Raw genomic sequence first — 12714 nt, 5'->3', positions numbered from 1 at the left:
GACACAACACCCCCAGGTGGTGGGACGGACTTGATCAGTCGAGAAGGTCAACGGTTATGCGGGTGACGATCATCGGTGGCGGCATCCTCGGAACCGCCCACGCGCTCGAAGCCGTGCATCGCGGGCATCGGGTGGTGCACCTGGAACGCGAACGCCAGGCGCGCGGTGCGACGGTGCGCAACTTCGGCCTGATCTGGGTGTCGGGCCGGTCCACCGCCGAGCTCGAGGCCGCGCTGCGGTCCCGCGAGCTGTGGGAGAAGCTCGGCGCGGACATACCCGGGATCGGTTTCCGCCCTGCCGGATCCATCACCTTGCTCCGGACGGAAGGTGAACTCGCGGTGGCCGAAGAGGCCGCGGGCCGTGCCGATGCCGGACATCGCGGTTTCACGCTGCTCGACCCCGAGCAGGTGCGCACACTCAACCCCGCGCTGCGTGGGCGCTACGTCGGTGGCTTGCACTGCTCACTCGATGCCGCGGTGGAATCCCGGCAGGCCTTGCCTGCCATTCGCGAATACCTCGCCGCCAGTGGGCGTTACGATTTCATCTCCGGTTCAGAAGCGCGCTCCGTCGAGACCCGGACTGTCCGCGACGACCGCGGCAACCGGTACGAATCCGACCTGGTGCTGGTGTGCGCCGGAGCCGCGCACGGCGGACTCGTACGCGACCTCGCCGGCGAACTTCCCGTGCGTCGCGTCCGGTTGCAGATGATGCAGACCGAACCGCTCGGCGAACAACTGACCACCGCGATCGCCGATGCCGACAGCTTCCGCTATTACCCGGGATTCGCCGGGCCCGCGCTGGACACCCTGCGCAGCAGCGAAACCCAGCATCCGATCGCCGGGGAACAGCACATGCAACTACTGTGCGTGCAACGGCTGCACGGCGGTCTGACGATCGGCGACACGCACGAATACGACGAACCGTTCGGCTTCGACGTACACGAACCGCCCTACGCGTATCTCGTCGACGTCGTCGAAGAATTCCTCGGCCGTGCGCTGCCGCCGATCCGGCAGCGCTGGGCCGGCGTCTACAGCCAATGCCTGGATCCGCACCAGCTGGTGTGCCGCGCCGCGCCCGAGGACGACGTCTGGGTGATCACCGGCCCGGGTGGCCGTGGTATGACGCTTGGCCCGGCCATCGCCGAACAAACCGCAGATCTGATCGGTCTCTGAGTAAGGAATGAAATTGCCGAACGACGACATTCAGCTCGCTGTCATTGACATGGCCGGTACCACGGTGGCCGACGACGGCCTGGTGAGCAACGCCTTCGAGGCGGCTGCCACTGCGGCCGGGATCCCCGAGGAGGGTGCCGAGCGGGAGCATGCGCGCCAATACGTGCTCGACACCATGGGACAGTCGAAGATCGTCGTCTTCCGCGCGTTGTTCGGCAGCGAGGACCGCGCGCAGCTGGCGAACACCGAATTCGAGCGGACCTACGCCGAGTTGATCGACAACGGTCAGGCGCACGCGATAAGCGGTGCGGCAGAGGCGATCACGGAACTGCGCGGCGCCGGGATCAAGGTCGCCCTGACCACCGGGTTCAGCGGTCCGACGCAGGAAAAGCTGCTGGCCGCGCTCGGTTGGCAGGAGATGGCAGACCTCGTGCTCGCCCCCGGCGACGGCGTGCGCGGCCGACCTTACCCCGATCTCATCCTCACCGCGCTGATCCGGCTGCAGGCCGATGGTGTCGCCAACGTGGCCGCACTCGGCGATACCGCCAACGACGTCGAAAGTGCTTGCCGTGCAGGTGTCGCCATCGCCGCAGGCGCGCTCACCGGCGCTCATGTTGAGGAGCAGTTGCGGGCCGCAGGCGCCACCCACGTCGTCGGATCGGTCACCGACTTCGCCGATCTGTTGCTGCACTGAGATGACCGACACCGGACTGGGCGACGTCAGCGTTGCCGGCCTGGCCGGGCGCCGGCTGGTCGCCCAGGAACCGGCGATCCCGGCTGTCGCCTTCGACCACGTCGGCGCGTCCTATGGCGGTGACGCGCGGCTGTCACCGGCCCTCGTCGACTTCAACCTTCGGGTGGCGCCCCGTGAGACCGTCGCCCTGCTGGGGCCGAGTGGGTCGGGAAAGTCCACTGTTGTCAATGCCCTTGCCGGGTTTGTGCGGCCCACGACGGGCACACTCCGCCTCTCCGGTCGAGACATCACCGGCGTGCCGCCCGCCAAGCGAGGTGTCGGGATGGTGGTGCCCTCCTATGCGCTGTTTCCGCATATGCGGGTGACCGAAAATGTCGCATTCGGACTCAGGGCTCGGCGCGTGCCGCGGCGGCAGATCGCCGACCGGGTCGACGAGATGCTCGACATGGTCGGCATGGCGTCGTACGGGACGTGCTATCCCCGCGAGCTTTCCGGCGTCCAGCAGCTACGTGTCGCGCTCGCCAGAGCATTGGCCGTCCGGCCTACGGTGTTGGCGCTGGACGAACCGCTGGCCGACGTGGATGTCGAACTGCGGCAGTCTGTTCTGGTCGAACTGCAACAGCTCAAAAGGGCGTTGCCGGACGTCGCAATGCTCTATCTCACCCGCGATCCGGTCGAGGCGCTGGCGCTCGCCGACCGGATCGTGGTGATGAACAAGGGTCGTCTCGTGGACGCAGGGACGTCGGAGCTTCTCTGGAAGCGTCCGCCGACCACATACACGGCCGCATTACTGGGTGGGGCGAACCTGCTGCCGTGCACAGTCGGCCGGGTGATCGGCACCTCCGCCCTGGTGACCGTTGCGAATCGGACCGTCAGCGCCGAGGCGCCGCAACCCGCGGTGGGCAGAATCGACTGGGCGCCGGGGTCGGCTGCGCTGCTGTGCATTCGTCCGCACTCGTTGCAGGTCGTGTCACTCGGAAACCGGGATGCCCTGCGCGCGACCGTGAATGCCGTGGTCTGGCGCGGTGCGACGACGAGGCTCGTGGCCTCGGTCAACCAGTTGCCCGATCAGTTGATCGAGGTGGACGTACCGGGTCACGCGCATTTCGAGGTCGGCAGTGAGGTCGGCGTCCGTATCCCCGAACCGGCCGGTGTGCTCGTGCGGACAGGGCACGGTGACCTTTAGAGAAGCCGCTTGGGATGCATGCCGTCGACCATGCCCATGAATGGTGGATGGATGCTGTAGCCGAGCATGCGGCGAATGTCTTCGGAAACGGCCCGCACGGTGTCGCGTGTCGTGGACAGTGTGAACGCTTCCTGCGGTCGCAGCCAGGGTTGGCAGTACTGCGCCGTTACCGCAAGCCGACTGTGGCCGCTGCGATTTGCGCCGCCGCCGTGCCACAGCGTGCCGAGGAAAAACACGCACGATCCGGCGGGCATGACGACGCTTCTCGTGTCGTCGGTGTCTGCGGGGGAGCGGTGATCATCCCAACGATGGCTACCCGGCACGATGACCGTGGCGCCGTTGTCGGCCGTGAACTCGTCGATCGCCCAGATGGTTGCCGCACTGAGCGCAGGCCGCGGCCGGGGTACGGGATACATGCCGTCGTCGTAGTGCAGAAGCTGAGCATCCTCGCCCGGGCTGATGCTGATCGCCTGCAACTGGGAGAGCAGGTAATTCGGTGACAGCAGGTGATCGAGGAGCGCGAGCACCCTCGGATGGTCGACGAGCCCGTCACAGATCCGAGTCTTGTTGAGCAGACTGTAGATTCGCTGAGTCCGATGGCCCTCGAACGCGTTGCGGCCGCTCTTGCCCAGCATCGGGATGAGCGTCTCGGCGATCTCTCGGCACCGCTGCGATGTGATCGCGTCGTGCAGGATCACGTATCCGTCGCGGTCGAGTGCTGCCAGATCTTGCTGAACGCGGTCGCTGATGTCGGCGGTGGTCGCGGTCGATTTGTAGCTTCCGGCCAGATCGCCGCGGAGGTCCTCGAGCCTGTCGACCGCGACGTACTTGATGGATTCGTTGTGTCCCATGGTGTTTCCTTTCAGCGACCGACGAGGCCGACCGCGCCGGAGACGAAGGCCCACAGCTGGTCGACGACGGCTTCGGCCGGCGGACGTGGATCGCGGGTGAGACAAACGGCCACCACGGCGTTGGTGCCGCCCAGAGTCGCTGCGGCCAGGTACTCCGGGTCGCGGTCATCGGCGATCTCGCCGGCTCGTTGGGCCTGAGCCATGTTGCGGGCGCCGATCCGGCTCATCTCGTGCAGCCACTTCGCGCGTGCTGTCGCAAGTTCGCCGTCGCCGAGCCCAGCCAGCATGACCGGCGCGACGGGCTCCGCGTACAAGAACGCGACCCAGTCCCGGATTCGCTGATGTTCGCGCTCGGCCCAGGTCGGCGCGTCGTATTCACGCAGTGCGATGGCTTGCCGAAACCGTTGGTGGAACTCGTCGACGACGGCGAGCAACAAGCCGGTGCGGGTGCCGAAATAGCGATAGGGCAGGCCGGTGCTCACGCCGGCGTGCCGGGCCACCGCGGCAACTTCGAACTCCCCGGTCTGTGCGAGCACCTCGGTCGCGGCGGCGATCAGCTTTTGTCGCGCGGCGGCTCCCCGTTGGGTCGCGGGAGTGGTCATCGACCCAGCCTAAGTTGAGTTCAACTCATTAACAAGAGTGAACAACTCGGCGAAGTTGTCGACTCTGGGCCGGTGCTGCGCGGTAGGCTCGCGAGATGACGGCACGACCGGATACCCGGTACCCCGGCCCGAGCTTGGCAAGCCGCGCCCGGTGGTTGCTACACGCGAAGCCCGCCGACCACATGCTGGCGCTGAGCGTGGCATCGGCTTCGCTGCCAGTCATCGGCAAGCATCTGGAACCACTCGGTGCGATGGCCGCCATGAGCGTGTGGGGTTTTCGCCACATGCCAGACTTCGTCACCGCGTCCGCGCGGTCGTGGCTGACACCGGATTCGTCGGGGCTGCGCAAGGCCGATCGAGAAAAGACGAATTCCGTTGCTCAGCAGGCGTTGCAGAACCTCGTGGCCGCCGCGGATCTGGCGATCGACTGGCCGGCGCCGCAGAGCATGCCGCCACTGTGGAACACGATCGCGCACCGCCGCAGCGTTTACCGGACCTCCGTACGCTACGGCGACAGCCCGTCGCAGCTGCTCGACGTGTGGCGTCCCAAGGATCTGCCGACCGAACCGGCGCCGGTGCTGATCTTCGTACCCGGCGGCGCCTGGGTCCATGGCAGTCGCATGCTGCAGGGCTACGCGTTGATGTCACACCTCGCGCAGCAGGGCTGGGTGTGTCTGTCGATCGACTACCGGGTGGCGCCGCACCATCGCTGGCCGCGCCACATCACCGACGTCAAGGCCGCGATCGCCTGGGCACGCGCGAATGTCGACAAGTTCGGTGGCGACCGGAGTTTCATCGCGATCGCCGGTTGCTCGGCAGGCGGGCACCTGGCCGCCCTCGCCGGCCTCACACCCAACCATCCCGACCTGCAGGGCGACCTGTCCGACAGTTCGGACACCACGGTCGACGCGGTGGTGGGCATCTACGGCCGCTACGACTGGGAGGACCGGTCAACCGCCGAGCGGGCGCGATTCGTCGATTTCCTGGAACGCGTTGTGGTCAAACGCAAGATCGACCGCCACCCCGAGATCTACCGCCTCGCATCGCCGATTGCCCATGTCCATCCCGACGCCCCGCCATTCCTCGTGGTTCACGGTTCGGCTGACACCGTGATCCCGGTGGCACAGGCGCGCAGCTTCGTCGATCGGCTCAAAGCGGTGTCGCATGCCCCGGTCGGGTATGTGGAACTCCCCGGCGCCGGGCATGCTTTCGACATGACCGACGGAGCGCGGACCGGAGCGATGGCGACCGCAATTGGCTTGTTCCTCAACGAAATTCACCGAAACCGAACGATTGACCGGACCAAAGCGGTTATATAGACGCCTCCACAGGGGAGGTATACCGTGAAGCGGTTGAGTGGGTGGGACGCGTTCCTGCTGTACACCGAGACACCCAACGTCCACATGCATACATTGAAGATCGCGGTCATCGATCTGGAGGGGATCGGCGACCGCACCTTCGGGGTCGATGATTTTCGTAAAGTCCTGCACGGCCGGCTCTACAAACTCGACCCGTTCCGCTATCAGCTCATCGACATCCCGTTCAAGTTTCACCACCCGATGTGGCGCGAGAACTGCGACGTCGACCTCGACTATCACGTCCGGCCGTGGCGGCTGCCCGCTCCCGGCGGCAGGCGCGAACTCGACGAGGCCATCGGTGCGATCGCCAGCACACCGCTGGACCGCAGCCGGCCGTTGTGGGAGATGTATTTCGTGGAGGGCTTGGCCAGGGACCGCATCGCGGTTGTCGGCAAGATCCACCATGCACTGGCCGACGGCATCGCGTCGGCCAATCTGCTGGCCCGCGGCATGGACCTGCAGGAGGGGCCACAACGCGACCGCGATTCCTATGCGACCGATCCGGCACCGTCCAGAAGTGAGTTGGTGCGTTCGGCTTTCCGCGATCACCTGCGCCAGATCGGCCGGTTGCCGGGCACGATCCGTTACACCGCGGAGGGCGTCGGACGGGTACGGCGTAGCAGCCGCAAGCTCTCGCCCGAGCTGACCCGCCCGTTCACACCGCCGCCGAGCTTCATGAACCACGTGCTGACGCCCAGACGGCTGTTCGCGACGGCGACGCTGGCACTGTCCGATGTCAAGGAGACGAGCAAGAAGCTCGGCATCACGATCAACGACCTGGTGCTCTCCATGTCGTCGGGGGCGCTGCGCACCCTGCTGCTCAAATACGACGGCAAGGCTGACCATCCACTGCTCGCCTCGGTGCCGATGAGTTTCGACTTCTCACCCGACCGGATTTCGGGTAACCGATTCAGCGGCGTGCTCGTCGCGCTACCCGTCGACGAGGCCGACACCGCCGAACGGGTCCGCAAGGCACGCGAAGCCGCCGGGCTCGCTAAGGAGAGCCACCAATTGATCGGCCCAGAACTCATCGCCCGCTGGGCTGCCTACATGCCACCCGCTCCGGTCGAGGCGGCGTTCAGATGGCTGTCGGGCAAGGACGGCCAGAACAAGGTGCTCAACCTCAACATCTCCAACGTTCCCGGCCCGCGCGAGCGCGGCAAGGTCGGCGGGGCGACGGTCACCGAGCTCTACTCGGTCGGGCCGATCACCGCGGGCAGCGGGCTGAACATCACGGTGTGGAGCTACGTCGATCAACTCAACATCTCGGTGATCGCCGACGACGCCACGGTCGACGATCCACATGAGGTGACCGACGCGATGCTCGACGAGTTCCGCGACATCCGAAGGTGCGCAGGACTTCTCGACAAGCTCACAGTCATCGAGACCGCGATGCCGCAGTAACGCTGCCTGTGGCCGCCGAGCGGCCAGTTGCGCCACGGCTTTCGTGCAACAACGGGTCGGAACTGGCCATTCGACACCACTTAAGGTGAGTGGTCCGACTCCCCCTGCACGCCGAAGGCGTTGACGGCCAGTGCAAGCAGTTGGTATCCACCGATGAGGAACACGAGGTCCATGCGTTGGTTCTCGTCGAGGAACTCGGCGAGGCGGTCCCACGTCGATTGCGTGATGGTGTGGAAAGCGACGAGATCGTCCACCGCGCAGACAATCACGTCATCGTGGGCGTCCGGGCAGTGACCGGACCGGATACCGTCGATGTCTTCGTCGGTCAGGCCGGCCTGCCGTGCGATGGGCAGGTGGTGTGTCCACAGGTAGGCGCAGTCGCAGCGCAGGACGATCCGGAGCAGTGCGACTTCGCGAATGCGCGGTGGCAGCCGGGACCCTTGCAGCAGGTACGCGTTGAACGGCAGGTAGGCCCGGGTGAGATCCGGATGGCGCACCAACGTCGACAACACGTTGCCCGCGCCTTCGGGATTGGCCCGTTCAGCTGGGATGAGAGAAGCCAGCGCCGCGCGCGTGCTGTCGTCCCATTGCTCGGATGGCAACGGGCGCAGTCGAAGTGGGTTCAACTTACTGGATCGGCTCGTCGCCGAGAACCGTCGTGCGCAGCATGTGGCGGGGTGAGTTGGGCTCGTAGGGAGCGGCCCGATGCAGCACACCCTGGTTGTCCCAGATGACGGTGTCACCGACGGACCATTTGTGGCTGTACACCTTGTCGGGTGTGGTGGCGTGCTCGAGTAGTTCGGCGAGCAGTGCGCGCCCTTCGTCGCGATCCATGCCGACGATGTAATCGGCCGAAGCGCCGAGCACCAGCGACTTGCGGCCGCTGCGGTGGGTCCACACCAGCGGGTTCTCGTGCGTCGGCCGGGCCTGCCACCGTTCCAGCTGTTCGGGGGTCGGGTCGGGATAGACGCGGCGCTGGGAGGCCTCAAGCGAGTGGACGACCCGTAGGGTTTCGTAGCGTTCTTTCTCGGCGTCATCGAGCGTGTCGTAGGCCGCATACGAATTCGCGAACTCCGTTTCACCGCCCCGCGCGGCAACCTGCAGCGCCGACAGCACCGTTGCCTTCTGCGGGCATTCGTCGTTCGTCGGTGTGCAGCCGTCGATGTGCCAGTCGAACGTCGCCTTGAGGTATTCGGCGGCCTTGTTCTTAGACCGATCGAGCGTGATGGGATAGATACCCGATACCGGGTGGTGGCCGTCGGCCGACCGGTCGATCTCGCCGAGCCGTTGCGAAAATGCCACCTGCGCTTCAGGTTCCAGGTGCAGGTCGTGGAACACCAATACGCCGTTGTCCTCGAGGGCGTCGAGGATCGCGGCGCCGAGGCCGTCGTCGGTGGCGAGCCGCTCGGAGTCGACGCCGACAACTTCGGCGCCGACCGACGTTGTGAGTTTGTTGATGGTGAGCACGCTCATCGGAGTGTCCTTTCGGGTGCGGTCATGGCACCGGCTCGCCGGTGCGGATCATCACGGCATCGGCCGCGTCGACCGGTGCGGGTTGATGCATGATCTCCACCGACATCGCCACCATGATGAGCGAATAGATCAGGTGCAGAAGGTTGAGTGCATCGTCCGGCAGACCGTCGAGCGGAAACTTGTCGCAATAGTCGATCGCCTCTTCGAGACGGGGGAAGAAGGCGTCGTAGAACTGCTCCATCTGCGGCATGGTCGACGACAGACGGGCGTTCCAGCGCTCGGTTTCGGTGGCCAGGCACCAGATGGGCGCGAACTCTTCGAGTTCGGCAAACGCACTGGGCAGCATGCTGTCCGGCATGTCACACCCCCACCGCGTCGTGCGTGCGCTGATAGTCGTCCACCCAGTCGACGACGACCTTGTGCAGGTGACGTACCAGGATCTCCTGATCGTTGAGCGGGTAGTCGTCGATGATGCCGTACTCCAGCGCGGCCTGGGTGCCGCCGAGCATCCCGGCATCCTGCAGGGCGAATTCCTTGAGCACCACTGCGGCGACTTCGTGTTCGATGCGTTCACGCACGTTTCGCGCCGGATGGAAGTATGTGTAGGCCTCGAAGCGGTGGGTGTTGTGCGACGTCGGCCAGTACCGGTACAGCAGATACCAGCCGCCGTAGATGAGGATCTCGGTGTTGGGGAATATCTGGAAGTTGCTGATGCCCCACGGCTCGATGCCGCCGGGATTCAAACCTTGTGGCAACTCGCCGATATCGGGTGTGCGCCACGGGCCCACCAGGCCGCTGTGGGTCGCGCGCTCGATCGGGTACATGTACTCGGGTGCCAGCAGCCATCGGCGGGTGCCCGCGGTGGAGACGAGCCGGTGTGGACCGTCGAGCTGGAAGTGACCACAGGTGAAGCCCGCGTTTGGATCCCGTACCTCTGGCGGCACCTGTTGGGTGTGCAACGACGGCACGTGGTAGTACTCCTGGAACGCGTCGGCGAAGATCTTCCAGTTGCTGTTGTTATGGGCGACCCAGTCGTAGCGTTCGGTGAGTTTGTCGAAGGGATAATCGTCCAGGCCGGTGATCATCGGCCCGAGGAAGTCACGAAGGTTCTGGCGTGGCATCGTGTCGAAATTGATGAATATGAAGCCATTCCAGACATCGCAGTGCACGGGCACCAGTCCGTAGTCGGCGGTGTCGACCGCGAACGGTTCCGGGACGTACGTCAGCGTGCCGTCGAGCCCGTACCGCCAGCCGCAATGTCGACACTCGAGAAACTCGCTGACACCGCTGGTTTCGCGATCGGGAAAGTCATTCCAGAGCAACTTGTTCCCCCGATGCCGGCACGTGTTGTGAAATGCCCGGATCTGGCCGTCGCCGCCGCGCACCAGGATGACCGAAGCCCCGGCGGCCTCGATCTCCTTGGTCACGTAGCTCCCGACGTCTGGGGTCTCCTCGACCCGTGCCACATTGAGCCACGCGCGCTTGAACACGGCCTCGCGTTCGATTTCGTAGAACTCCGGTGACGTCGAGTCGCGAAATGACACCGGGCCGGTGCCCAGTTCCGGGTAGTGCTCGGTCCAGGAACCTTCTGCCGGCTTAGGCCATCGCTTCATGAGTACCTCCCTGTCTGGTCACATCACCGCTCCACCGTTGACACCGAGCACCTGGCCGGTGATGAAGCCGGCCTCGTCCGAGCACAGAAATCCGACCGCGGCGGCGATGTCGGCACCCGTGCCCAGCCGGCCCATCGGGATGTTGCCTGCGATCTGCTCGTTGGACGGCAGATACCCTGCGGCCTGCGACTGATGCTGCATCGGTGTCTCGATGCCCGAGGGTGGGATGTTGTTCACCGTGATGCCGTACTCCGCGTATTCGCGGGCAAGCGATTTCGTCAATGTGATCACCGCGCCCTTCGACGCTGCGTAGTGGGCGGCGAACGGCGATCCGCGCTGGGCACTGGATGACGAGATCATCACGATGCGGCCCCATTTCGCGTCGACCATGTCGGGCAGTGCCGCCCGGCAGCTGTAGAAGGTGCCGGTGAGGTTGACGTCGATGATCCGTGCCCACGCATCGTCGCTGATGTCCAGGAACGGCGAGTATCCGAACACTCCGGCGCTCGTGACCAGTGCGCTGACGGGTCCGAGCTCGCTGCGAACCTTCGCGAAGCCCTGCTCGACGGCTCGGCTGTCGGTGACATCGGCTCCGATCGCCATTGCGGTGCAGCCCGTTGCCCGCAGATCTTCGGTCACCCGTCGAGCCGCATCCTCGTCCAAGTCGACGACCGCGACTTCGAAGCCGCGGCGGCCGAGCTCGTGGCACGTCGATTCCCCGATGCCCGAGGCGCCACCGGTGACCACCGCAACCCTGCTCATTCGTAAACGACTTTCACCGTGCGACTCGTCGGCAGTGCCTGACACGTCACCACCCAGCCTTCGGCCACCTCGTCGTCGTCGAGGGCATCGTTGTTGAGCATGCGCGCGCTACCTTCGGTGATCTGGGCGATACACGTTCCGCAGGAACCGGTTTCGCATGACGAGGGAGCTCGCAGACCGCCCATGCGGGCGGTCTGGAGCAGCGTGTTTCCGGGGCGGTAGGGGAGCGTCACCGTGCGGCGGTCGAGTTCGATCGTGACTTCCTCGGTGACCGTGGTGGTTTCGACAGGAGCCGCCGCGACGGTGAACCGCTCCAGATGCAGCCGGTCAGCGGATACCCCGGCCGAGAGCAGAGCCTTCTCGACCGTATCTATGAACGGTGCCGGTCCGCACACGTAGAAGTCGGCGTCGGCGCTTGCCGCGGTGAACGCGTCGATCTGAGCGGCGGTGACGAGGCCGTCTTCATCGTCGACGTGATGACGAAGCGCGAAGCGTCCGGCGTGGCGCTCCTGCAGCGCGGCCAGTGATGCCTCGAAGATGATCGAATCGCGGTTGCGGTTGGCGTAGAAGAGTCGGGCGCTGCGGCCGGTCGTTTCGAGCGCCGACCGCAACAGCGAATAGACCGGGGTGATCCCGCTTCCGCCGGCGAAAGCCACGAGTTCGCGCTCCTGCTCGCGCATCACGAACCGGCCCTGCGGAGGTGCGGCATGCAACTCGTCGCCGGGTGCCGCCGTGTTGTTCAGCCAGTTGGAGACGACGCCGTCGCGGTCGCGTTTGACGGTGATCCGCAGGTCGTCGTCGATGGCGGGCGCCGACGACATCGAATAGCAGCGGCGGTGTTCTTGGCCATCGACGTGAACCAGGAGGGTGATGAATTGGCCTGGGAGGTAACCGAATCGATCTGTACCGCCGGGTGGGCGGTCGAAGACGAGCGACACCGCGTCAGCGGTCTCCTGAACCACTTGCTTCACGCGAAGCGGCACGAAACCTTCGGCCTGGGTGGTGGCTGGCTCAAGCATCCCGGTCAGAATATCAACTACTTGTCATTAGTATCAAGTACTAGATATACCCGATTGTGCGGCTTCATACGGGCGCACCGGCGAGTCGCGGATGAAATTGCACCCTCGGCGCGTGCCGACGGCCAGTCAGTGCTCGACGTGATCCTCGAAGAGTTGGTGCCCGGTCCCTTTTTCGACGACCTTGCTCAACAGATCCCGCAGTGTCTGTTGCTCTTCCGGGCTCAGCACACCGAACACCTGGTCGTGCGCCGCAACAGCATCATTGACCACGGCGGCGGCGACCTTGCGCCCTTCACCGGTGAGAAATGCCTGCATGATGCGGCCATGCTGCGGGTTCTGCTTGCGCTCGACAAGCCCACGCTTCTCGAGCGCGGTGAGGGCCAGCTGCACGCCCTGCGGGCTGATCAGCAGCCGGCGGGCCAGCTCGGCTCCGGACAGGCCCGGTTCATTCGCCAGCTGCCGCAGCACACCGATCTGTGCGGTGCTCACGCCATGATCGCTGACCGCATCGTTGACGGTCGTCAGCGAGAAGTAGAAGGCCTGCTTGAGCAGCCACAAGATGTTGTCGGTGAGTTCCATG

14 protein-coding genes are annotated in these 12714 nt (G+C 65.3%); 5 read left to right on the top strand and 9 right to left on the bottom strand.

Going from position 1 to position 12714, the window contains the following annotated elements; all coding sequences use genetic code 11:
- The first annotated feature begins 56 nt into the window (after positions 1–56).
- Genes ACRCUN_RS27290 through ACRCUN_RS27280 form a run of 3 tightly spaced genes read left to right on the top strand, consistent with a single transcriptional unit; the run spans position 57 to position 3052 of the window.
- Complete coding sequence (locus tag ACRCUN_RS27290) at positions 57–1172, top strand: TIGR03364 family FAD-dependent oxidoreductase (protein ID WP_462144746.1); 1116 nt, start codon at positions 57–59, stop codon at positions 1170–1172.
- 13 nt (positions 1173–1185) lie between these two features.
- Positions 1186–1866 carry a phosphonatase-like hydrolase gene (locus tag ACRCUN_RS27285; RefSeq protein ID WP_462144745.1) on the top strand — a complete coding sequence of 227 codons (681 nt, stop codon included), beginning with the start codon at positions 1186–1188 and terminating at the stop codon, positions 1864–1866.
- 1 nt (position 1867) lies between these two features.
- Complete coding sequence (locus ACRCUN_RS27280; protein ID WP_462144744.1) at positions 1868–3052, top strand: ABC transporter ATP-binding protein; 1185 nt, start codon at positions 1868–1870, stop codon at positions 3050–3052.
- Here the strand turns inward: ACRCUN_RS27280 and ACRCUN_RS27275 are convergent.
- Positions 3049–3903, bottom strand: a complete 855-nt coding sequence (locus ACRCUN_RS27275; RefSeq protein WP_462144743.1) for a phytanoyl-CoA dioxygenase family protein — start codon at positions 3901–3903, stop codon at positions 3049–3051. The two genes, ACRCUN_RS27280 and ACRCUN_RS27275, sit on opposite strands and share 4 nt — an antisense overlap.
- An 11-nt stretch (positions 3904–3914) precedes the next feature.
- Positions 3915–4505, bottom strand: a complete 591-nt coding sequence (locus tag ACRCUN_RS27270; RefSeq protein WP_462144742.1) for a TetR/AcrR family transcriptional regulator — start codon at positions 4503–4505, stop codon at positions 3915–3917.
- Between the two features lie 95 nt (positions 4506–4600).
- On the opposite strand from ACRCUN_RS27270, the gene ACRCUN_RS27265 reads away from it, so the two are divergent.
- Together ACRCUN_RS27265 and ACRCUN_RS27260 are read left to right on the top strand one after the other, a co-directional pair.
- Positions 4601–5824, top strand: a complete 1224-nt coding sequence (locus tag ACRCUN_RS27265; protein WP_462144741.1) for an alpha/beta hydrolase fold domain-containing protein — start codon at positions 4601–4603, stop codon at positions 5822–5824.
- 24 nt (positions 5825–5848) lie between these two features.
- On the top strand, positions 5849–7267 hold the full coding sequence (locus ACRCUN_RS27260; protein WP_462144740.1) for a WS/DGAT/MGAT family O-acyltransferase: 1419 nt from the start codon (positions 5849–5851) through the stop codon (positions 7265–7267).
- A gap of 80 nt (positions 7268–7347) precedes the next feature.
- Here ACRCUN_RS27260 and ACRCUN_RS27255 read toward each other — a convergent pair whose 3' ends face one another.
- The 7 genes from ACRCUN_RS27255 to ACRCUN_RS27225 form a co-directional block, all read right to left on the bottom strand.
- Positions 7348–7893, bottom strand: a complete 546-nt coding sequence (locus ACRCUN_RS27255; RefSeq protein ID WP_462144739.1) for a carboxymuconolactone decarboxylase family protein — start codon at positions 7891–7893, stop codon at positions 7348–7350.
- A gap of 1 nt (position 7894) precedes the next feature.
- Positions 7895–8740: a TauD/TfdA dioxygenase family protein gene (locus tag ACRCUN_RS27250; RefSeq protein WP_462144738.1), complete on the bottom strand. Its 846-nt coding sequence runs from the start codon at positions 8738–8740 to the stop codon at positions 7895–7897.
- 22 nt (positions 8741–8762) lie between these two features.
- Positions 8763–9098, bottom strand: a complete 336-nt coding sequence (locus ACRCUN_RS27245) for a hypothetical protein (RefSeq protein ID WP_462144737.1) — start codon at positions 9096–9098, stop codon at positions 8763–8765.
- A gap of 1 nt (position 9099) precedes the next feature.
- Positions 9100–10353 carry an aromatic ring-hydroxylating oxygenase subunit alpha gene (locus ACRCUN_RS27240; RefSeq protein WP_462144736.1) on the bottom strand — a complete coding sequence of 418 codons (1254 nt, stop codon included), beginning with the start codon at positions 10351–10353 and terminating at the stop codon, positions 9100–9102.
- Positions 10354–10371: 18 nt separating this feature from the next.
- The gene (locus ACRCUN_RS27235) at positions 10372–11115 is read right to left on the bottom strand and encodes an SDR family NAD(P)-dependent oxidoreductase (protein ID WP_462144735.1); all 744 of its coding nucleotides are present in this window, start codon (positions 11113–11115) and stop codon (positions 10372–10374) included.
- Complete coding sequence (locus ACRCUN_RS27230) at positions 11112–12134, bottom strand: 2Fe-2S iron-sulfur cluster-binding protein (RefSeq protein ID WP_462144734.1); 1023 nt, start codon at positions 12132–12134, stop codon at positions 11112–11114. The genes ACRCUN_RS27235 and ACRCUN_RS27230 overlap by 4 nt, the downstream gene beginning before the upstream one ends.
- A gap of 126 nt (positions 12135–12260) precedes the next feature.
- Positions 12261–12713, bottom strand: coding sequence for a MarR family winged helix-turn-helix transcriptional regulator (locus ACRCUN_RS27225; RefSeq protein WP_462144733.1), 453 nt, complete (start codon positions 12711–12713; stop codon positions 12261–12263).
- Position 12714 lies beyond the last annotated feature (1 nt).

The sequence above is a fragment of the Mycobacterium venezuelense genome (assembly GCF_054919535.1).
This window is presented reverse-complemented; position numbering and strand designations above follow the sequence as displayed.

Coding starts and splice junctions, on each gene's coding strand:
- ACRCUN_RS27265 (WP_462144741.1), top strand. CDS start 4,601: ATGACGGCACGACCGGATACCCGGTACCCCGGCCCGAGCTTGGCAAGC.
- ACRCUN_RS27290 (WP_462144746.1), top strand. CDS start 57: ATGCGGGTGACGATCATCGGTGGCGGCATCCTCGGAACCGCCCACGCG.
- ACRCUN_RS27275 (WP_462144743.1), bottom strand. CDS start 3,903: ATGGGACACAACGAATCCATCAAGTACGTCGCGGTCGACAGGCTCGAG.
- ACRCUN_RS27250 (WP_462144738.1), bottom strand. CDS start 8,740: ATGAGCGTGCTCACCATCAACAAACTCACAACGTCGGTCGGCGCCGAA.
- ACRCUN_RS27280 (WP_462144744.1), top strand. CDS start 1,868: ATGACCGACACCGGACTGGGCGACGTCAGCGTTGCCGGCCTGGCCGGG.
- ACRCUN_RS27235 (WP_462144735.1), bottom strand. CDS start 11,115: ATGAGCAGGGTTGCGGTGGTCACCGGTGGCGCCTCGGGCATCGGGGAA.
- ACRCUN_RS27230 (WP_462144734.1), bottom strand. CDS start 12,134: ATGCTTGAGCCAGCCACCACCCAGGCCGAAGGTTTCGTGCCGCTTCGC.
- ACRCUN_RS27245 (WP_462144737.1), bottom strand. CDS start 9,098: ATGCCGGACAGCATGCTGCCCAGTGCGTTTGCCGAACTCGAAGAGTTC.
- ACRCUN_RS27270 (WP_462144742.1), bottom strand. CDS start 4,505: ATGACCACTCCCGCGACCCAACGGGGAGCCGCCGCGCGACAAAAGCTG.
- ACRCUN_RS27240 (WP_462144736.1), bottom strand. CDS start 10,353: ATGAAGCGATGGCCTAAGCCGGCAGAAGGTTCCTGGACCGAGCACTAC.
- ACRCUN_RS27225 (WP_462144733.1), bottom strand. CDS start 12,713: ATGGAACTCACCGACAACATCTTGTGGCTGCTCAAGCAGGCCTTCTAC.